17 protein-coding genes are annotated in these 19,651 nt (G+C 72.4%); 10 read left to right on the top strand and 7 right to left on the bottom strand.

Translation table 11 applies throughout. The features are described from left to right. Window positions 1-79 precede the first annotated feature (79 nt). From ACFYQQ_RS11845 to ACFYQQ_RS11825, 5 genes are all read right to left on the bottom strand, one after another. Window positions 80-859 carry a succinate dehydrogenase iron-sulfur subunit gene (locus ACFYQQ_RS11845; protein WP_355788563.1) on the bottom strand — a complete coding sequence of 260 codons (780 nt, stop codon included), beginning with the start codon at window positions 857-859 and terminating at the stop codon, window positions 80-82. Then, window positions 859-2,613, bottom strand: coding sequence for a succinate dehydrogenase flavoprotein subunit (gene sdhA / locus ACFYQQ_RS11840; RefSeq protein ID WP_355788560.1), 1,755 nt, complete (start codon window positions 2,611-2,613; stop codon window positions 859-861). The genes ACFYQQ_RS11845 and sdhA overlap by 1 nt, the downstream gene beginning before the upstream one ends. 19 nt (window positions 2,614-2,632) lie before the next feature. Further along, complete coding sequence (locus tag ACFYQQ_RS11835; protein ID WP_355788557.1) at window positions 2,633-3,112, bottom strand: succinate dehydrogenase hydrophobic membrane anchor subunit; 480 nt, start codon at window positions 3,110-3,112, stop codon at window positions 2,633-2,635. Between the two features lie 5 nt (window positions 3,113-3,117). After that, window positions 3,118-3,498 carry a succinate dehydrogenase, cytochrome b556 subunit gene (gene sdhC / locus ACFYQQ_RS11830; protein ID WP_121405616.1) on the bottom strand — a complete coding sequence of 127 codons (381 nt, stop codon included), beginning with the start codon at window positions 3,496-3,498 and terminating at the stop codon, window positions 3,118-3,120. A gap of 148 nt (window positions 3,499-3,646) precedes the next feature. Continuing rightward, the gene (locus ACFYQQ_RS11825) at window positions 3,647-4,243 is read right to left on the bottom strand and encodes a 2-oxo-4-hydroxy-4-carboxy-5-ureidoimidazoline decarboxylase (protein WP_388904408.1); all 597 of its coding nucleotides are present in this window, start codon (window positions 4,241-4,243) and stop codon (window positions 3,647-3,649) included. Between the two features lie 325 nt (window positions 4,244-4,568). Here ACFYQQ_RS11825 and ACFYQQ_RS11820 point away from each other — a divergent pair, with 325 nt between their 5' ends. From ACFYQQ_RS11820 to ACFYQQ_RS11805, 4 genes are all read left to right on the top strand, one after another. Continuing rightward, a complete protein-coding gene (locus tag ACFYQQ_RS11820) occupies window positions 4,569-6,233 on the top strand; it encodes a family 20 glycosylhydrolase (RefSeq protein ID WP_388904318.1) in 1,665 nt (554 codons plus the stop codon). 114 nt (window positions 6,234-6,347) lie between these two features. Further along, window positions 6,348-7,265: a DUF4328 domain-containing protein gene (locus tag ACFYQQ_RS11815; RefSeq protein ID WP_388904316.1), complete on the top strand. Its 918-nt coding sequence runs from the start codon at window positions 6,348-6,350 to the stop codon at window positions 7,263-7,265. Between the two features lie 269 nt (window positions 7,266-7,534). Further along, window positions 7,535-8,098, top strand: a complete 564-nt coding sequence (locus ACFYQQ_RS11810; RefSeq protein WP_355794670.1) for a hypothetical protein — start codon at window positions 7,535-7,537, stop codon at window positions 8,096-8,098. Between the two features lie 131 nt (window positions 8,099-8,229). Further along, window positions 8,230-8,616 carry a hypothetical protein gene (locus ACFYQQ_RS11805; RefSeq protein ID WP_355794672.1) on the top strand — a complete coding sequence of 129 codons (387 nt, stop codon included), beginning with the start codon at window positions 8,230-8,232 and terminating at the stop codon, window positions 8,614-8,616. A gap of 51 nt (window positions 8,617-8,667) precedes the next feature. Here the strand turns inward: ACFYQQ_RS11805 and ACFYQQ_RS11800 are convergent, their stop codons facing one another. Beyond that, window positions 8,668-11,445 carry an FG-GAP-like repeat-containing protein gene (locus ACFYQQ_RS11800; protein ID WP_355790528.1) on the bottom strand — a complete coding sequence of 926 codons (2,778 nt, stop codon included), beginning with the start codon at window positions 11,443-11,445 and terminating at the stop codon, window positions 8,668-8,670. Between the two features lie 244 nt (window positions 11,446-11,689). Here ACFYQQ_RS11800 and ACFYQQ_RS11795 point away from each other — a divergent pair, with 244 nt between their 5' ends. The 6 genes from ACFYQQ_RS11795 (at window position 11,690) to ACFYQQ_RS11770 (ending at window position 18,301) form a co-directional block, all read left to right on the top strand. Further along, complete coding sequence (locus tag ACFYQQ_RS11795) at window positions 11,690-12,142, top strand: hypothetical protein (RefSeq protein ID WP_388904313.1); 453 nt, start codon at window positions 11,690-11,692, stop codon at window positions 12,140-12,142. A gap of 171 nt (window positions 12,143-12,313) precedes the next feature. Further along, a complete protein-coding gene (locus ACFYQQ_RS11790; RefSeq protein WP_355790531.1) occupies window positions 12,314-12,931 on the top strand; it encodes an RNA polymerase sigma factor in 618 nt (205 codons plus the stop codon). A 51-nt stretch (window positions 12,932-12,982) separates the two neighbouring features. Then, window positions 12,983-13,786, top strand: a complete 804-nt coding sequence (locus ACFYQQ_RS11785; RefSeq protein WP_388904311.1) for a hypothetical protein — start codon at window positions 12,983-12,985, stop codon at window positions 13,784-13,786. 666 nt (window positions 13,787-14,452) lie between these two features. Further along, entirely contained in the window at window positions 14,453-15,958 is a 1,506-nt protein-coding gene (locus tag ACFYQQ_RS11780) for an ATP-binding protein (RefSeq protein WP_355783050.1), read from the top strand. Window positions 15,959-16,532: 574 nt separating this feature from the next. Then, window positions 16,533-17,195, top strand: a complete 663-nt coding sequence (locus ACFYQQ_RS11775) for an RNA polymerase sigma factor (protein WP_355795791.1) — start codon at window positions 16,533-16,535, stop codon at window positions 17,193-17,195. Continuing rightward, on the top strand, window positions 17,195-18,301 hold the full coding sequence (locus tag ACFYQQ_RS11770; RefSeq protein WP_388904308.1) for an extensin: 1,107 nt from the start codon (window positions 17,195-17,197) through the stop codon (window positions 18,299-18,301). Before ACFYQQ_RS11775 ends, ACFYQQ_RS11770 begins: the two co-directional genes overlap by 1 nt. Window positions 18,302-18,553: 252 nt before the next feature. Here the strand turns inward: ACFYQQ_RS11770 and ACFYQQ_RS11765 are convergent, their stop codons facing one another. Beyond that, window positions 18,554-19,405 (bottom strand): L,D-transpeptidase family protein, encoded by an 852-nt coding sequence (locus ACFYQQ_RS11765; RefSeq protein ID WP_355782536.1) that lies wholly within the window; start codon window positions 19,403-19,405, stop codon window positions 18,554-18,556. Between the last annotated feature and the right edge of the window lie 246 nt (window positions 19,406-19,651).

Genomic DNA, 19,651 nt, shown 5'->3' with positions numbered 1-19,651 from the left:
GGCCCCCGCACGCCCCCGAACGCCGAAGGCCCCGCTCCCGGGAAGGGAACGGGGCCTCGGACCGGGCTCGGCCGGGAGGTCAGATGCGGCGCGTGATCAGCGCGCGCTTGACTTCCTGGATCGCCTTGGTGACCTCGATACCGCGCGGGCAGGCGTCCGTGCAGTTGAACGTCGTGCGGCAGCGCCACACACCGTCCTTGTCGTTGAGGATCTCCAGGCGCTGCTCGCCCGCGTCGTCACGCGAGTCGAAGATGAAGCGGTGCGCGTTCACGATGGCGGCCGGACCGAAGTACTGGCCGTCGTTCCAGAACACCGGGCACGAGGACGTGCACGCGGCGCACAGGATGCACTTGGTCGTGTCGTCGAACCGCTCGCGGTCCTCGGCCGACTGCAGACGCTCGCGCGTGGGCTCGTTCGTCTCCTTCGTGATGAGGAAGGGCATCACGTCGCGGTACGCCTGGAAGAACGGGTCCATGTCGACCACGAGGTCCTTGAGCACCGTCAGGCCCTTGATGGCCTCGACCGTGATCGGCTTCTCGGGGTTGATGTCCTTGATCAGCGTCTTGCAGGCGAGACGGTTCTTGCCGTTGATCCGCATGGCGTCCGAGCCGCAGATGCCGTGCGCGCAGGACCGGCGGAACGTCAGCGTGCCGTCGAGGTCCCACTTGATCTTGTGGAGGGCGTCGAGGACACGCTCCTTCGGGTCGATCTCCAGCTGGAAGTCTTCCCAGGTCGCCTCGGCCGAGATCTCCGGGTTGTACCGGCGGATCCGGAAGGTGGCGGTGATGTAGGGGGAATCGGCGAAGCCCGCCTCGGGCTTGCCGGCGCTGTCCGCCTTGTCGAGGGTCGGGGTAGCCATCAGTACTTACGCTCCATCGGCTGGTAGCGGGTCTGGACGACCGGCTTGTAGTCGAGACGGATGGACTCGGTGCCGTCGTCGCCGACCTCGCGGTACGCCATGGTGTGGCGCATGAAGTTGACGTCGTCGCGGCTCGGGTAGTCCTCGCGGTAGTGACCGCCGCGCGACTCCTTGCGGGCGAGCGCGGAGACGGCCATGACCTCGGCCAGGTCGAGCAGGTTGCCCAGCTCGACGGCCTCCAGCAGGTCCGTGTTGTACCGCTTGCCCTTGTCCTGGATCGAGACGTTGCGGTAGCGCTCGCGCAGCTCCGCGATCTTCTCGACCGCCGTCTTGATCGTCTGCTCGGTGCGGAACACCATCACGTTGGCGTCCATGCACTCCTGGAGTTCCCGGCGGATGTCGGAGACCCGCTCGGTGCCCGTGGAGCTGCGCAGCCGCTCCACTTGGGAGACGACCAGCGAGGCCGGGTCCTCGGGCAGCTCGACGTACTCGGCCCTGGCCGAGTACTCGGCGGCGGCGATACCGGCCCGCTTGCCGAACACGTTGATGTCGAGCAGCGAGTTGGTGCCCAGGCGGTTGGCGCCGTGCACCGAGACGCAGGCGACCTCGCCGGCGGCGTACAGGCCCGGGACGACCGTGGTGTTGTCCGCGAGGACCTCACCCTGGACGTTGGTCGGGATGCCGCCCATGGCGTAGTGCGCGGTGGGCTGGATCGGGATCGGGTCCGTGTAGGGCTCGATGCCGAGGTAGGTCCGCGCGAACTCGGTGATGTCCGGCAGCTTCGCGTCGAGCTGCTCCGGCGGGAGGTGCGTGAGGTCGAGGTAGACGTGGTCGCCCTCGGGACCGCAGCCGCGGCCCTCACGGATTTCCGTGTAGATGGAGCGCGAGACGACGTCACGGGACGCGAGGTCCTTCATGACCGGCGCGTACTTCTCCATGAAGCGCTCGCCGTCCTTGTTGCGGAGGATGCCGCCCTCACCGCGGGCGCCCTCCGTCAGCAGGATGCCCATGCGCCAGATGCCGGTCGGGTGGAACTGGAAGAACTCCATGTCCTCCAGCGGCAGCCCGCGCCGGTACACGGCGGCCTGGCCGTCACCGGTCAGGGTGTGCGCGTTGGACGTCACCTTGAAGAACTTGCCGGTGCCGCCGGACGCGTAGATCACGGCCTTCGCCTGGAAGACGTGGATCTCGCCGGTCGCCAGTTCGTAGGCCACGACGCCCGCGGAGACCTTGACGCCGTCGACCTCGGTGATCAGCTGGTCCAGGACGTAGAACTCGTTGAAGAACTCCACGCCCTCCTTGACGCAGTTCTGGTACAGCGTCTGGAGGATCATGTGGCCGGTGCGGTCCGCGGCGTAGCAGGACCGGCGGACCGGGGCCTCGCCGTGGTTGCGGGAGTGACCGCCGAAGCGGCGCTGGTCGATGGTGCCGTCCGGGGTGCGGTTGAACGGCAGGCCCATCTTCTCCAGGTCGAGGACGGAGTCGATGGCCTCCTTCGCCAGGATTTCGGCGGCGTCCTGGTCGACCAGGTAGTCACCGCCCTTGACCGTGTCGAAGGTGTGCCACTCCCAGTTGTCCTCCTCCACGTTGGCCAGCGCGGCGGCCATGCCGCCCTGCGCGGCGCCCGTGTGGGAGCGGGTCGGGTAGAGCTTCGTCAGGACGGCGGTGCGGCTGCGCTTCGTCGCCTCGATGGCGGCGCGCATGCCGGCGCCGCCGGCGCCGACGATGACGGTGTCGTACTTGTGGATCTTCATGATTCTCGCAGCCCCGTGCCTAGCGGATGTTCGGGTCGAAGGTGAAGATCACCAGCGTGCCCAGCAGGATGGTGAACACCGTGGCGGTGTAGAGCAGGCCCTTGAGCCACAGCCGGGACGTCGTGCGCTCGGCGTAGTCGTTGATGACCGTGCGCAGGCCGTTGGCGCCGTGCAGCATGGCGAGCCACAGCATGGCCAGGTCCCAGGCCTGCCACCACGGGGACGCCCAGCGGCCGGCCACGAAGGCGAAACCGATCTTGGACACGCCGCCGTCGAGGACGAGCTGGATGAGCAGGTGGCCGATGACCAGGACGACCAGGACGATGCCGGACAGGCGCATGAAGAGCCAGCCGTACATCTCGAAGTTGCCACGGGTCGACTTCGGGGTCTTCTGGGTCCGCTTGCGCGGGGCCTCGATGAGGGGCGCCGGGTTGTCGACGCTGTACAGCGAGGCGCCCTCGACGGGGCCGATACCGGAGGTGGTGGTCTCAGTGGACATCGGCGTCAGCTCCCGAATACTTCGCGGAATGCGTGACCGAGGACCGGGTACAGCGCCCCGGCCATCAGCACGACCCAGATACCGACGACGGACCAGAGCATCTGCTTCTGGTAGCGCGGGCCCTTCGACCAGAAGTCGACGGCGATGACACGCAGGCCGTTCAGCGCGTGGAAGAGGATGGCGGCCACGAGGCCGTACTCCAGCAGCGCGACGATCGGGGTCTTGTACGTGGACACGACCTTGTCGTAGTCCTCGGGGGAGACACGGACGAGAGCGGTGTCCAGGACGTGTACGAACAGGAAGAAGAAGATGAGGACGCCGGTGACTCGATGAGCCACCCAGGACCACATTCCTTCCCGGCCGCGGTACAGCGTTCCAGCCGGCACGGAAGAACCCTCCGGGAGCGGGGATTGGGGCCGCGCCGGCTTCTGTGTCGGACGGGCCCGGCCGGGTACGGTCCACCGGCCCCGGCCATCGTAGCGACGAGTTGTCGGAACGCTTACAGCGGGCCCGTCTGTGTGATCAAACAGGCAATCAAACAGGCACGTACGGGCTATCAGGTCGGCCCGAATCCGCCGATTCCGGGCGTGCGGCGCCTGGGGCGCCCGGGTCGTCGGGGCCTTCGAAAATGTGGACAAGACGCGCAATCCGGCCACGGGCGAGTCGCCTGAGTTCCTCGGCCGCCAGGACCCGCTCCTCCTCCGGGTCGTTGCCGAGCCGGGAGCGGATTCCGGCCAGTACCTGGTCGAGGGCCTCGTCGGGGGCGAAGTCGTCCAGGCAGATCACGAAGACATGCCCGAAACGGCTCTCGTACGCGGCGTGCGCGGCGCGGAGGGCGGTGTGGGCGGCGGAGTAGGCACCCTCGGGCAGGACCGTCAGCGACTCGCCCGCCAGCGCCTCGGCGAGGTCGGCGGCGGTCAGGTCGTACGCGGCCTCGTCGGCCGCGGCGAGCAGTGCGCCCAGGTCGGGGTAGGGCCGGTGCTCGGACAGGCGCCGGGCCCAGCGCGGGCTGCGCAGGCAGCTGAGCAGCGTCTGCTCGACGGCGTCGGCCGGTGCCGCGTTGAACGGCTCCAGGCGGGCCGGGGACCGGGAGGCACCCTTCTGCTCGGGCAGGGCGACCTGGCCGGGCAGGCGGGGGAGACGGTGCGAAGGCAGCGTGGGTCCTCGGCGATGGGACGGTGACGCCCGGGGGACGGCACGTGCGGGTCGGCAGGGAAAGGTGTGACAGATGTGCCGCCACGCTATCGATCCCGATCAGGACCTGTTCGAAGAATGCCGGGAATTCACCCGCACGAGAGAGTTTCGATACATCCGGTGGACGGTGGGGAGGCGGAGACGTTGGCTTGGGTTCACCGTGGAGGAGTAACAGGAGGTGTACGAGAGAGCCGTACGGGTGCTGCACCAGGAAGGCGTAAGAGGCTGTGGGTGACGTGGAGTGGACCGTGGTGGCCGAGGCGTGGGGCGTGACGCGGTGAGCCGGGGCAGGCGGCGGGCGCCCGGCCGGGCGCGGCGGCGGCCGGTCGGCAGGAACGGCGTGCTGGCCGCCGCGGGCGTGCTGGTGGCCGGCGCCACCGCGGCGACCTTCGCGTTCTGGCCGTCCGGCGACGGCGGGCCCGCCGGGGCGGCGGCCCCCACGGAGCGCGGTTCGGTGGCGTCGAGGGCCCCGGCCTCCCCCACCCCCTCGCGCTCCTACGCCCTGTCGACGACACCCCGCACGATTCCCGCCGTCCGCGAGCACACCCCGGCCCGCGGCCCCGGCTGGCGTCCCGCGACGGGCGGGCGTGTCGTGGTGGACGACGCCGGACTGGAGGACGAGGGACGGCTGCTCGCCGGTGAGCTGAAGCTGTCGTACGCGGGGGAGACCGAGGCGAGGGACGGCGACGTCCGGCTGACCCTGAACGGCGCGGACGACGGGGGCGCGAACCCGGAGTCGTACACCCTGACGGTCAAGAACCGGCGGGTCACCATCGCGGCCCCCGGCCAGGCGGGCGTCTTCTACGGCACGCGCACCCTCAAGCAGGAAGTGCACGGCGGCGGCACGGCGGCCGAGGGCGTCGTCCGCGACCAGCCGGCCAAGCCGCAGCGCGGGCTGATGCTCGACACGGCCCGCAAGCACTTCACGGCCGCCTGGATCGAGGACCGGATACGCGAGCTGGGCGACCTCAAGTTCAACCAGCTGGGGCTGCACTTCTCCGACGACCAGGGTTTCCGCATCGAGTCGGACACCCACCCGGAGATCGTCTCCAAGGAGCACCTCACCAAGGCCGAGGTCCGCCGCATCCTGAAGCTCGCGGCGAGCCGGCACATCACCGTCGTCCCCGAGATCGACTCGCCCGGCCACCTCGGCGCGGTGCTCGCCGCCCACCCCGACCTCCAGCTGCGCAACACACAGGGCGTGCCCACCCGCGGCGCGATCGACATCTCCAAGCAGGCGTCAGCGGACCTGCTCGACGACCTGCTGAACGAGTACGCCGAACTCTTCCCCGGCCCGTACTGGCACGTCGGCGCCGACGAGTACCAGGCGCTGACCGTGTCGAACCCGGCGGCCTCCTTCCCCCAGCTGGCCACCGCGGCCGTGAACTCCTTCGGCTCCGGCGCGGGCATCGCCGACCTGGCGACCGGCTGGCTCAACGACCGCGCCGACGTGGTGCGCGGGCACGAGCGGACCGCGCGGGCGTGGAACGACGGCTTCTTCGACGGGGGCAAGGTCCAGGCGGACGACGACATCCAGGTCGCGTACTGGACCGGCAAGGAGATCGGCGCGCGGCAGCCCGTCGAGTACCTGAGCGCCGGCCGCAAGGTGATCAACTACAACGACGAGTACCTCTACTACGTGCTCGGCGAGCCGCAGACCTTCGTCTACCCGACCGGGCAGCGCATCTACGAGCAGTGGACCCCGCTCGTCCTGCGCGGCAGCTCGCCGGTGCCCGCCAAGTACGACGGCCAGATCCTCGGCGGGAGCTTCGCGGTCTGGTGCGACCTCTCGCAGTCGCAGACGCAGGAGCAGGTGGCCGCCGGGATCCGCATGCCGCTGGCGGCCACGGTCCAGAAGCTGTGGGACCCGGACAAACCGCCGCTGTCCTGGCCGGACTTCCAGAAGCTGGCGAACCGGCTGCGCTGATCGCTCTGGACGCCGGGCGCGGGCGGACCGTAACGTCCGCGTGCCGGAGCGGGTCCTGGGGAGAGGTCGCGCCCGGCTTCCTCGTCACCGCGCCCCCGGGGGGACCACTCCGTCATGCCCTGCTCGCACTGCCGCCGCGCCGCCGCGCCGCCCGGCGAGACCCTCTGCCACGACTGCGCGGCGACCGCACCGGCCGAGGTGAGCGCACCGGCCGAGCCGCTCGCGGCGGTCGGCGCGGCCACGGTCCCGGCACCCGGGACGGCGGCCGGACCGCCCGTGACGCCGCCGCCCGTGGCCCCGGACGGCCCGTCCGTCGCGCGGCCCGCCCCCAGGCCGCCGGGGGTCAGGCCCCTGCACTCGCCGCAGGGGCCGCTCCTGCTGCGCTCACCGGTCGGCCTCGGGCAGGCGACGGCCGTACTGCTCGGCCTCGTGGCCGCCGCCGACCTCTTCGCGCTCGGAGCGGAGTACGCCGTGCGCGACATCGTCGGCCGCGGCGCCGCCGGTGTGGCGGACCCCGGCCTCCTGGAGGCCGCCGACCGCGCGGAAGCGCTGTACGACCTGGCGGGGACGGTTCAGACCGCCCTCCTGACCGCCACGGCCGTCGTCTTCCTCGTCTGGTTCCGGCGGGCGCGGGACAACGCCGAGGTGTTCGACCCGCACGGGCACACGATGGCGCGCGGCTGGACCTTCTGGAGCTGGTTCGTGCCGCTGGTGAACCTGTGGTTCCCGCGCCGGATCATGATGGAGATCTGGGACGCGAGCCGCCCGTCGGGCGTCCCGGGCCGGCGCGGGCTCGTCAACTGGTGGTGGGCGTGCTGGGTGATCAGCCTGACGGTCGACCGGCTCGGGCGCCTCGACTACCGGGAGGTGGCCGGGACGGCCGCCGCCGACGCTCAGGTGCTGGTCGAGACCATGATGTTCACCGACGTGGTCCAGCTGGTGGCCGCGGTGTTCGCGGTGCTGGTCGTCCTGCGGCTGACGCGTATGCAGGACCGGAAGGCGCACGAGGGGGCGCTCCCCGCCGGCTTCTGAGGGGATGGCCGCCGGACCCCGGTTCGCGCGGATCGTCCGTATCTCTGGCGGACGGGCGTTCGGGTGTGGTCTATTCGGCGCAAGCCGAACCAACACCTGGGGGGGGGACCGTCCGATGGCCGAAAACGCCCTGTTCCGGTTACCCGACCCGCTCGGAGTGGTGCTCCTGTGACACTCCGGGCCCGTTGCACGCAGTAAGGGGAAGTGCGGGCTCCGTAAGAAAAGGACGCCCTGTCGAGGGACTTCTTGGGATTTCGAGGGAGGCGTTGATGAGCCTGGTGGAACTGGTCGCGCAGGCCGACGACCGTGGCCTGGCGGCGAGTGGGCTGGCTTGTTTGGATCGCTGCGTGCCGCTGCTGGGCGGTGACGACGAGATCCTGCGCCCGCTGTGGGCGAGTCTCGTGGACGGCGAGGCGTGGCAGGACCGGCTGGAGCAGGCCCGCGCGAAGCTGGACCGCGGCGTCCCGGAACCGGCGCTCACCGACGAGGACGAGGCCGCCCTGCTCGCCCGCCGCATGCTCGACGCCGTGCCCGCGCCGCCCACCGGGCCGGCCGTGCGCGCCTGGGCCGACGCGTGCTCGGTGGCGGCCCTGCAGATCCACCGGCTGCTGGACGTGGGCGACGACGGCACGTCCTCGGTGACCGCCCGCCGGGAGGGCCGCACCGACGGCATGTCACCGCTCGTCGCGGCCGAACTGCGGCGCCAGGTCACCGTCCTGGAACTCCTCGCGGACCACGGCGCCGGCGGTCTGCGGCTGGCCCTGGACGTGTCGACGGAGGGGCGGCGCGTGCTGCGCGCCGTGGTGTCGCGGCGAGCCCGCGGACGGGTGTGAAACCCGGCTCCCGCGAGAGTCCTGTGACCGTCCCGGGGCGGACGTGGGGGCGGTGCGGCGATCCTGCGCCGGTGTCGCCGCCACCGCGCGTCGGCAGTGACGATTCCCGCTCCGGGCGCGCTCTTGGGAGTGTGACTGCACAGCAAGCAACCAGGCCCTCGTCCGCAACGAAGCCCGTGCGTTGGGCGGCGGACGCTGTCGCGGCGATGCGCGAAGGTGCGCGGCTGCGGCTCGACTACTCGGCGCAAAGCCTCTGGCGCGTCGACCGGATGATCGAGGAGATTCGCCGGGACGGGGCGCCGTACGCCGCCGTGGAGAGCGTGCTGCGCGGATTCGGCGCGTACGCCGGTGAGGTCGTCGTGCGGCAGACCGGCGCCGAGTGGTGGGAGACGGGCGGCGACCACTGGGTCCGCACGCCCGACGGGAAGCTGTGGGACCCCATCGACGAGGCCCGGCGCAGCTACGCGGGCGAGGGCTCGCTGCGGCTGCTGTGCCGGGACGCGACAGCGCGGCCGTGACCCCGGCTCACCGGGGTCACGGCCGCGCTGTCGGACGCGGGCGGTGCCGCCTTACGGCGTGAGCACCTGGCCCAGGCGTGCGGCCGTCGCCGTGCCCAGCTGGGTGACCCCGTAGTACGCGGACTTGGCCGGCGCGGCGGCACCGCCGGGGACCGGCACGTACAGCAGGGTGCCGTTGCCGGCGTCCTCACCCTCCGCGCCGATGGTGAGGTCGGCGTAGCCGTCACCCGTGACGTCGGCCAGCGAGAGCGCCGAGCCGAGCTTGTCGTCCGTCTCCGTGGAGCCGGGGACGCCCTCCGTGTCCTGCGAGAGCGCCACCGAGCCGTCGCCGGTGACGCCCGTGGAGGCGCCCTTGAGCAGCCACACCGAGCCCGCGTTGGAGCGGTTCTTGGTGTCCCGGGTGATGTCCTCGTTCGGGGCGCCGGTGAGGACGTCCGCGTAGCCGTCGGCGTTGAAGTCGCCCACCGAGACCGAGGTGCCGAAGGCGTCGCCCGACTCGGAGGCGCCCTCCACACCGGTGGTGGACTGGTGGACCGCCGTCAGGCCGGTCGTGGTGAAGCCGGTCGACGTGCCGGGGACCATCGTGATCTGGCCGCCGGAGTTGCCGCCGGACTCGCCCGTGTACGGCTGGCCGACCACGATGTCGTCGTAGCCGTTGCCGTTCACGTCGCCCGCGGCGATGGACCGGCCGCCCTTGACGGTGAGCGTCGACACCTTCGACAGGCCGAGCGTCTTGGAGCCCTTGAACCAGGTCACCTTGCCGGCCCCGGACGCGTCCCGGTAGTTGAGGGCGACGTCCGCGTAGCCGTCCCGGTTGAAGTCGCCGGACGCGGCGTCCGCGTAGGCCAGGGCGCCGGTGACGGTGGTGATGTCGCCGGCGACCTCGTGGCCGTCGCCGAAGCGGGCCGCCCAGTTGCCGCCGGTGCCGGTGGCCGCCGTGAAGACGTCCGCCTTGCCGTCGGCGTTGAAGTCGCCGACCGCGACGGTCGCCCCGAACCGCGCGCCGTTCGGGTTGTAGTCGTCGCCCAGCGCCATCGTGTCGGCGCCGGTGTCGAACGTGGGGCCGTACAGGATCGTCACCGCGCCGCGGTCCGCGTGCGTGGTGTCGTCCTCGCCGGGCGCGCCGATCGCGAGGTCCGCGACCCCGTCGCCGTTGATGTCGCCCCAGGCGGTGGCCGCGCCCCACTGGTCGCCGGACTCGGCGGCGCCGGGGACACCGGCGCTGCCCTGGTTGAGCTTGAGCTTCGCGGCGGAGACGGGACCGCCGGTCCCGCCGGGCACCAGCGTGAGCCAGCCGCTGCCCTCCTTGGCCGTGGGGGCGACCAGGTCGCTGACGCCGTCGCCGGTGTAGTCGGCGGTCGGGGCCGCGGAGTTCCGGCCCGGGCTGGAGGCGTAGCGGCGGATCTCGGTGAGTTTGGCGTACAGGTTCTTGCCGGGCGAGGTGGTCGTCTCGACGTCCTTGTACCCGGCGATGGTCTTGAGCGTGACCTGCGTGCCCTCGGCGTACTTGCCGGTGTCGGCGTCGGCGGTCAGGGTGACCGAGCCGCTCGGGTCGCCGCCGTACTGGCCGAGCTTCCAGGCGGCGAGACGCGCCACCGCCTCCACCGCGGCCCGCGACGGCTTGCCCGCTGCCCTGACCGGGGTGCTCGTCGCGTCGCCCTCGAAGTCACCGAGGACGGCGACGCCCATCGAGGCGCCGTTGAAGCCGTACGTGTGCTCGCCGCGCACCGACAGGTCGATGCCGCCCGCGCGGCCCTCGAAGATCCGGCCGCACTTGTCGACCAGGAAGTTGTAGCCGAGGTCGTTGCGCTTGCCGACCTGGATGTCGTACGCCATGAGACCGCGCACCAGGGACGCCGACTGGGCGCAGCTGTAGTCGTTCGTGCCGCCGGTGTGGTGGACGAAGACGGCGTCGATCTCGTCGGCGTACTCCGGCGCGTCCGCCACCGTCGACTCGTTCGCGCCCCACGCGGAGCGCGGGACGACGACCGGCTGGACGACGGTCGAGGGCCGCGGGGAGGGAGCGGGCGACGGGGTCGCGCTCGGTGACGCGGAGGCGGACGCCGGCGCCGACTCGGACTCGGACTCGGTGGCCGACGCGGGCGGGCTCGCGGGGTCGGACGGGTCCGCGGGGTCCGTCGGCGACGCGGAGTCGGTGGGCGAGGCCGGGTCGGTGGGGTCGGTCGGGCTGTCGACGAAGGCCGCGTTGCTCAGGCTGCCGCTGTCGACGGTGCCGTCGGCCAGGTCGGCCCCGGTGCCGGTCCCCGCCCCCGCGGTCCTGGCCTCGGCGGCGGTCATGCCCGGGTCGACCAGGTTGACCTGGAGTCCCTTGGGCAGCTCCGCGCCGGTGGAGCCGTCGGCGGCGAGGATCCGGGCCTGCACACCGTCGCTCGGGCCGACCCACAGCGGCCGCGAGACGCCGCGGGCCTCCTGCGCGCCCGGCTCGGCGCCGTCGACGGGCCGGAAGGCGACGTCGAGGCTCTGCCAGCCGGTCCACCGTCCGGTCGCGCTGCTGCGGGTGCGCACCTGGGCGGTCCCGTCCAGCTCGGTCTTCGCGCCGGTCCACGAGACACCGACCAGCGAGAAGGCGTCGGTGCCGGTCCTCGGCAGCTCCCGCGCGCCCGCCGCGCCGCTCTTCAGCGCGAGTCCGTGCACCGTCACGGGCCGCTTGCCGCGCGCGGCGTCGGCCGGGCCGTCGCTGGGATTCGCGACGGCGTACGTCACGACACCCGCCCCACCCAGTACGACGGCCCCGAGCGTCAGCCATGTCCTCCGCTTCAGGCTCAACGGCTTGTACGCATGGGTCTTACGGCGACTCAAATGCCCCACCCCTAGATGAACTTCACATAAAGATCACCCATCACACAGGTGACCCTCCATTTCAGCTCACCGGGGCGGGTGCACATCACCGCCGGAAGGTGTGCGCTACATCACTCTTGCCCGTGCGGGCTTCCCATCGGCCCGGAAACGGTTCTGACGGTGCCTCGCACAGCAGTCCGGAGAGTGACGTTCCGCGGCTCCGATCCGCTGGGTGTGCCAGAGGCGTGCGGAAGACGCGCGGGACACGTGCGGGATGCGAGGGGGGCTCGTGGCGAAGCGGGGCGAGGTCGACGCCCGGATGCGGTGGCAGGCGGCGGAGTTCGTGCGGCGGGCCACGGCGCGCAACCGGCTGCCCCTGGACTACTCCGTGGACAGCCTGCGGGTGGTCGACTTCATCGTGGACGGGGTACGCAAGGGCGGGTCCGAGCGGGCACGCGTGCACGACGTGCTGTTCGGCCTCGGCGTCTACACCGGTGAGGTGTTCGTGCGGCGGGCCGGCGGCGTGTGGGTCGAGTTCGACGCCGCGCAGCGGGAGTTGTTCGGGCAGCCGGTCGGGGTGCGGATGCCCGACGGACGGGTCTGGAACCCGCTCGGCAAGGTCGTCAAACGCTTCGAGGTGGGCGCGGCGGAGTCCGTGCGCACGCTGTATCTCCAGGTGCACGGCCGGGCGGCGCGGCCCGCGGGCTGTGACAGGCGGTCCGCGTAGGGCGACTGCCGTGAGAACGGGGACGGCTTGGGTGTCGCGGACGTGAAGGGGCTTCTGACGGGCTGTGACATTTATGTGAGACCTGACGCTGATGACCGTGGGGGGCGTGGACACGGTCGGCCGTGGCACGCGGTGCGGATCCGTGACGACTCGGTGCGAACGAGGACAGTGTTGGGCCAGGGAGGGGAGCCCCGCCGCGTGCAGGCGTACGACGGGGAGCTGGGCGTGGCCGTCGGGCGGGCCCAGGAGGGGGACGAGGCCGCGTTCGCGGTCGCGTACCGGATCGTGCAGCCCGGGCTGCTCGGATATCTGCGCGGGCTCGTCGGGGACGACGCGGAGGACGTGGCGTCCGACGCCTGGCTGGAGATCGCCCGGGACCTCGGGCGCTTCCGGGGGGACGGGGCGGGCTTCCGCGGCTGGACGGCGACGATCGCCCGGCACCGGGCGCTGGACCACTTGCGCCGGCAGCGGGTGCGGCCCAGGGCGACCGCCCTGGAACAGGACCTGCTGGAGCTGCCCGGCACCCACAGCACGCACGACCAGGCGCTGGAGTCCCTCTCCACCGAGTACGCCCTGGAACTGGTCGCCGGGCTGCCGCGCGACCAGGCCGAGGCGGTCCTCCTGCGCGTGGTGGTCGGTCTCGACGGTCCCGCCGCCGCCCGCGTGCTCGGCAAGCGGCCCGGCGCGGTGCGCACCGCGGCCCACCGGGGCCTCAAGCGGCTCGCCCGGGAGCTCGGCGCCCGGGGTGTGACGCATGAGGGCCCCAGGACGCTGGGGGAGTCGGGATGAGCGCCAGGAAGACGAGCGGCAGGAAGACGACGGCCGGGGATGGAAGCGGACATGGGTGAACGGCAGAGCGACGGGAGGCATCCCGCCGGCCGGGCCGTACCTCCGGTCGCCGCGCGGCCGGGCGCCGGGACGTCCCCTTCGGCCGGTGCGGACGCCGAGTCCCTCGTCGAGGCCCTGCTCACCGCCGTGCGCGACCACCCGGTCGATCCGCGCGGGGAGAAGAGCGCCGTCGCCGCGTTCCTGGCCGCCCGCAAGCAGGGGGCGCACGGCGCGCCGGCCCGGCGGCGGGACGACTGGCGGACGTGGGAGCAGCGGCGGGGGAGACGCTCGCTGCGGGCCGCGCTCGCCGCGCTGTTCGCCGGTCTCGCGCTGGGCGGTGTCGCGGTGGCGGCCATCGGTTCCGGGGGCCTGTCGCCCGGCGGAGACGAGGACCGGGACCGGACCCGCCCCTCCAGCGCCCCCGCGGACCACTCCGGCGTACAGCCCGGCGCCACCGGGGCGCCCGGTGGCACGAGCCCGTCAAGCCGTCCCCCGGCCGCCGCGGACACGGAGGCGCACTGCCGCGCGTACGAGGCCGTCGGCGGCCGGGGCAAGTCCCTCGGCTCGACGGCCTGGCGGCGCCTGATCGCCGAGGCCGGCGGCGCGGAGAGGGTCGAGGCGTACTGCGCCGGGCGGCCGGCCTCGGCGAGTGCGCGCGCCGGCAAGCCCGGCAAGGGCGCCGGGAGCGGCCGCCCGATCCCCTCGGCCGAGGCGACCCGTCCGACGCGGCCGGCGGACCCGACGCGGCCCACCGAGCCGACCAGGACGGTCCCGGCCGCGCCGGGGGCGTCGAAGGGCAACGGCAGGTCGGAGTAGGCCGTGTCCGCCCTTGGGGCGCGCGGAGCGGGACGGGAACGAGCGCTGGCTCCGAAGCGGCCGCCGGGGTCCGGGGCGGTTCTTCACGGAGCGGCCGTGGACCGGCGGTTCCTCGCGGGCGACTGCGGTCCGTGGCCGCCGGACCGGTGTGCCCCGGGCGGTCGGGGTGCGGGGCGGTTCCTCACGAAGTGGCTGCCGGGGTCCGGAGCGGTTTCTCACGGAGCGGCTGCGGTTCGCGGGCGCCGGACCGGTGTGCCCCGAGCGGGCGGGGTCCGGGGGGCCTCACGAAGTGGCTGCCGTGGTCCGGGGCGGTTTCTCGCGGGCGGCTGCGGTCCGTGGACGCCGGACCGGTGTGCCCGGAGCGGGCGGGCCGGGGGCGTGTTCCCCCGCTGTCGATGGCAACTTCCGGGGTCGCCCTGGTCCAGCAGGCGTATGAAAGGCCTCTGGTCAGGCGCATTGCTGTCTGGAGCCGGCTCTTGCTGTCCGTCGGACCGGGCCCGCTTCCAGGCGTTTCCAACTGCCCCTGACTGCTGCCGGCCGCACGCTGGGCACATGCGGTCAGGGGCAGCCGATGCCAACCATCGGAGGGGGGATAATTCCATTAGACGCAGATCTGTCGAAGTAGAGTTAGACGAATACCGTCGCAGTCGATGTGTGGGAGAGCGTGTGAGGACAGGCCTGCCGAACAAGCCGGACGACGTGATCGACCGTGACCGGGAGTGGGGTTTGCTCGCGGAGTTCCTCACCGATCCGGATCCGGCGATGCGGCTCGGTATCGTGTCGGGGCGACGGCGACACGGGAAGTCGTACCTGCTGCAGGCCTTGTCCGAGCAGGTCGGCGGTCTGTACGTCACCGCGGTCCGCGAAGAGGGGCGGCTGCCCGCGATCCAACGGTTCAGCGACGCGGTCGCCACGCACGCCGGTCTGAGGCCAGGCAGTCTGCGTCTGACCGACTGGCGTGACGTGTTGTCCAACGCACTTGATGTGACGGCCCGCTCGGCGCATTCGCTCCTGGTGATCGACGAGTTGCCCTACCTGCTCCAGCACTCGCCCGAGATTCCGGGACTGCTTCAACAGCTGTACGACGAACGGCAGCGCGGCATCCGGCGTGGTGCTGGGCCGGGGCCGCGATTGATCCTGTGCGGCTCCGCGATGAGCGTCATGCACGAACTGCTCTCGGGAACCAAGCCGCTGCGGGGCCGGGCAGTTGTCGATCTACGACTGGGCGCCTTCGACTACCGCGACAGCCGGGACTTCTGGCAGATCGTCGACCCGCTGACCGCACTGAAGGTGCACGCGGTCCTCGGCGGGGCGCCCGGCTACCGACCGGTGGCCGGCCGACCGCATCCGGACGACGGCTTCGACGCGTGGCTCACCCGCACACTGCTCGATCCGGGCCGAGCGGTGTACTCGCGCACCGAGACCGAGTATCTGCTGCGCGAGGACCCCAGGATCACGCAGCACACCCTGTACTACGACATTCTCACCGCGATCGCGAACGGCGCCACCACGCCCAGCAAGATCGGCGCTGCCCTGGAGCGGCCGCGCAATGCCGTCGCTCACCCCCTGGGCGTGCTGGAGTCCACCGGCTACATCCGCCGGGAGCAGGACATCCTCCGCTCCAAGCACCCCGTCATCACCCTCGCCGACCCGGTCATCCGCTTCAATCAGCTCATCACTCTCCCCCAGGCCGCCGCCGTGGAGCAGGGCTTTGCCGAGCAGGTCTGGGAGCAAGCGGCCCCAACCTTCAACTCCAAGATCCTCGGACCCCACTTCGAGGACCTGGCCCGAGACTTCACCCGCCGTTACGCGCACTCCTTGCTCCCGGGCGGGCTGCCCGGGCCGGTCGGTACCACCGAGGTCGCCGACCAGGCCGCCCGGACCAAGCACGAGGTGGACGTCATTGCCCTGGCCGCAGGCGAGCGCCCGCAGGCTCCCCGTGCCAGGATCGCGGTGCTGGGCGAAGCCAAGGCAACCGCCGCCCGCCGGGGGACCGGTGACCTGGAGCGCCTGGAGCGTATCCGTGCCCTGCTCGCAGAGCAGGGTCACGACACCGCTGCCACGACTCTGGCCCTGTATTCCTTGCACGGCTTCTACCCCGACCTCGTCGATCTGGCGAGTCGTCGCGACGACGTCCTCCTGGTCGATCTGCCTGCTCTCTACGGCAGTTGACCCGCCAGCCGGGGATCGTGCCGAAACCAGCCGGGCCATGGCCGGAACAGCGCGACGCCGGTCTGCTTGCAACAGTTGTCGGAGCGCACCTGGTCGGCCTTCTGGGCGAGCGCTGAGTCGAGGGGGCGCGAAAGCCGACGTCTGTGACGGGTCGGGGCCCGGCGCTGGAAAGGATCACATGAAGTGGCCGGCTTGCTGGTCACGCTCGTAGCGGCATCTGTGCAAAAGCTCAGGTCGGGGCCGCGTTCTCCCGTTGCCGATGGCAACGGCCGGGGCCGCCACCCCCCACAGGAGAGGCCCCGGCCGTCGCGCGGCACGGGCCGCGCGGCGGCCCGTACTCTCTACAGCGCCGTGGGTGCGCTTTCTGTCACACCCCACCGCGTCACGAGTTAGTTGCATGTTCTACGGACATGGACGAGGAGCGGTTTCACGCCGTAACGTGCCTTTCGCGCCGGACTGCGGACCGGAGCCACATCCACGAAGGGCCCACGGACCGCGACCATCCACTGAGGGACCACGACGGCGAGAACCCGGTCCGCGACAGCGGCGCCGGCCGAGGCGCAAGAGGGGCGCGGTGCTGGGGGACGACGCGGAGCTGACCGCCGCGGTGCTTGCGGCACAGGACGGGGACGAGACCGCGTTCCGGACTGTGTACCGCGCCGTGCACCCGCGGTTGCTCGGGTACGTACGGACGCTGGTCGGCGACCCGGACGCGGAGGACGTCACCTCCGAGGCCTGGCTCCAGATCGCCCGGGACCTGGAGCGGTTCAGCGGGGACGCCGACCGGTTCCGCGGGTGGGCCGCCCGCATCGCCCGCAACCGCGCCCTCGACCACATACGCATGCGCGGGCGTCGTCCCGCGATCGGCGGCGACGAGACCGAGCTGACCGGGAAGGCCGCCGAGTCGGACACCGCGGGCGAGGCCATCGAGGCCCTGGCCACCGACAGCACCCTCTCCCTCATCGCGCAGCTCCCGCAGGACCAGGCCGAGGCGGTCGTGCTGCGGGTCGTCGTCGGGCTCGACGCCAAGACCGCGGCCGAGACGCTCGGCAAGCGTCCCGGCGCCGTCCGCACGGCGGCGCACCGCGGTCTGAAGCGGCTCGCGGAGCTGCTCGGCGCGGATGCGGAATCCGCTGGCGCCCTCGGCGCCGTACCCCCACAAAGAGAGCCGCGTCCCCGCGCGGTGACGTCCGCCGGTGTGACGCATACGCGTGCGCGGACGCAGAAGGACATGTGATGGCCGACGAGCAGTACAGGTGGCTGGACCGGGACGCCGCGGAGCGGCTGCTGCGCGGGGAGCCGCTGGAGACCGTCGACGCCGACACCCGCGAGCAGGCGGACCGGCTGGCCGGGGCCCTGCGGGCGCTGTCCTCCGCACCCCCGCTGAGCAGCGCCGAACTCCCCGGAGAAGCCGCCGCGTTGGCCGCCTTCCGTGCCGCTCGCACGGGCGCCGACGACGAGGCCGCGCTGCCCGCCGGCGAGCGCCGTGGCCGCACCGCGGACGCCGGTCTCGTACGCCTCGGCCGGGTCGCGTCGGCCGGGCGGCGGTCGTCCCGGGTCCGTCCCGCGCGGCTCGGTCTGGCCGCCGTGCTGGCCGCCGGAATGATCGGCGGAGTCGCGATGGCGGCGCAAAACGGAGTGCTGCCCACGCCGTTCGGCGGGCACGAGCCGGCACCGGCGGCCTCGGTCTCCGCGGGGGCGACGCCCCGGCAGCCCCTGCTCTCCCCGTCGCCCGGCGCCACCGGCGGCCGCGGACCGGACGCCCCCTCGCCGGACGGCTCCACGCAGGGCGCGTCCGGCGGCTCCCGGCACGACGACGCGGGCGGCGGAGCGGCGAGCGGACAGCCCGACCCGGACGAGAAGGGCACGTCCGGCCGCTCCGACGACAAGCGCGGCGGCCTGCTCGCGTCCTGCCGCGACCTGCGCCAGGGCAAGCAGCTCACCCCGGACCGCAGGCGTGCCCTGGAGGGGGCGGCCCAGGGCTCGGGCCGGGTGAAGAAGTACTGCGACGGTGTCCTCGGGGACGCCGACGGCCGCTCCGGCACCGGCCGGGGCTCCGGGCAGGAGAACGGCGGCAAGGGCGACAACACCGATAAAGGCGATAAAGACGACAAGGGAGACAAGGGAGGCAAGGGCGCCAAGGGCGGTGACGACGACGGCCATCACATAGCGCCGGGCGGCAACCACCACCGGGAGAACGGCGAGTCCGGGTCTCCCACGTCCGCGGCCTTCGCCCCGCCCGTCGCGGGTCCCGAGCCGGTGAAGCCCGTCAGGTCCGGACCGTCACCGGCCGCGAGCCCGGCGCCGGTCTACAGCGCGCTGCCGGTACCGGCACCCTCCTGAGCTGCGCGAACCTCTCGCCGTACATGCACCGCAGGGCTCTGACCTGCGGTTTCGTATTTCCATGAACTTTTTTCCGCAGGGGTGTGACGTTTTCGGCCGCCGGGGCGCAGTACTGAGTGAGCCGACTGGTCATCGGCCCTCGCATCGAGCCGGGGTTCCCCCCGTACCCACGGCTCGCTGCACCGAGGCGCGGGCGGGACACGTTCCCCCGGTCCCGCCCGCGCCCCATCTCCTCGCTCCGGGCTCTGTCCGTCACCAGTAGACGACGACCTTGTCGCCCACGGAGACCTGCGCGAACAGCGCCGAGACCTTCGCCTCGTCCCGTACGTTGACGCAGCCGTGCGAGCCGCCCGCGTAGCCCCGCGCCGCGAAGTCGTACGAGTAGTGCACCGCCTGGCCCCCGCTGAAGAACATCGCGTACGGCATCGGCGAGTCGTAGAGCGTCGACACGTGGTGCCGGGACTTGAAGGAGACGGTGAACACCCCTTCGCGGGTCGGGGTGTACTGCGAGCCGAAGCGCACGGCCATCGTCGAGACGGTGCGGCCGTCGATCATCCAGCGCAGGGTCCGGCTGGTCTTGCTGATGCACAGCACCCGGCCGGTCAGGCAGCGCGGGTCCGGCTTCGCGGCGGGCTGCCCGCCGAAGGCGTACAGCTCCCACTTGGTCGGCTCGTGCGTCATGCGCTCCAGTCGCCGCCAGGTCGCGGTGTCGGTCTCGCCGGTCCGCGGCAGCCCGCGCTTGCCCTGGAAGCCCTCGACCGCGGCGACCGTCGCCGTGTCGTACGTCCCCGTGGGCCCCTCGAACAGCCAGGCGAGCTGGCGCAGACGGGCCTGCACCTCGCGTACGTCCGTGCCCCGGTCGCCCGCCGACCAGAGCACCTTCGTGCGGGCCGGCGCCGCCGGGGCGGGCGCGGTCGGGCCGTCGTCGTCCTTCCCGCCCGTGTCCTTCGTCGGGCCGCCCTCGCCCTCGGGCGTGCCGGTGACGTCGATCCGCACCAGCGGCGGCTTCCCGTCCGCGGGCCCGTCGGCCGCCGCCTTGCACCCGGCGACGGCGGCGAGCGCCACGAGGACGGCGACGCCCCTCCGCATGCCCCTGCTGTGCATCCCGGCCCCTGTCGTCTCGGAGATGGCCCGCCACGGCTGTGTCACCTGAGATGCTCCCCCCGTGCGGCCGGTTGCGAACCAGGCGGCATTGCCGGGCGGCGTACCGGCGGCAATAGTCGGTACAGGACGCCCCGGCGTCCGCGGACAGGGACCGGACGGGTCTGTGAGCAAGGTCCCAGCGTGGGCCTCTCCACCGCGCGCACGCCCGCCGCTACAGTCCGTCGCAAGGGTCGTCTGTACTAGCGA

This window comes from Streptomyces sp. NPDC005496 (assembly GCF_042872045.1).
In the GTDB taxonomy this organism is placed as follows: domain Bacteria; phylum Actinomycetota; class Actinomycetes; order Streptomycetales; family Streptomycetaceae; genus Streptomyces.
This window is presented reverse-complemented; position numbering and strand designations above follow the sequence as displayed.

Bases quoted from the DNA above. Each gene is read 5' to 3' on its own strand.
- ACFYQQ_RS11795 (WP_388904313.1), top strand. From the start codon at position 11,690: ATGCGAGGGGGGCTCGTGGCGAAGCGGGGCGAGGTCGACGCCCGGATG.
- ACFYQQ_RS11835 (WP_355788557.1), bottom strand. From the start codon at position 3,112: ATGTCCACTGAGACCACCACCTCCGGTATCGGCCCCGTCGAGGGCGCC.
- ACFYQQ_RS11810 (WP_355794670.1), top strand. From the start codon at position 7,535: ATGAGCCTGGTGGAACTGGTCGCGCAGGCCGACGACCGTGGCCTGGCG.
- ACFYQQ_RS11770 (WP_388904308.1), top strand. From the start codon at position 17,195: ATGGCCGACGAGCAGTACAGGTGGCTGGACCGGGACGCCGCGGAGCGG.
- ACFYQQ_RS11785 (WP_388904311.1), top strand. From the start codon at position 12,983: ATGGGTGAACGGCAGAGCGACGGGAGGCATCCCGCCGGCCGGGCCGTA.
- ACFYQQ_RS11765 (WP_355782536.1), bottom strand. From the start codon at position 19,405: ATGCACAGCAGGGGCATGCGGAGGGGCGTCGCCGTCCTCGTGGCGCTC.
- sdhA (WP_355788560.1), bottom strand. From the start codon at position 2,613: ATGAAGATCCACAAGTACGACACCGTCATCGTCGGCGCCGGCGGCGCC.
- ACFYQQ_RS11845 (WP_355788563.1), bottom strand. From the start codon at position 859: ATGGCTACCCCGACCCTCGACAAGGCGGACAGCGCCGGCAAGCCCGAG.
- ACFYQQ_RS11815 (WP_388904316.1), top strand. From the start codon at position 6,348: ATGCCCTGCTCGCACTGCCGCCGCGCCGCCGCGCCGCCCGGCGAGACC.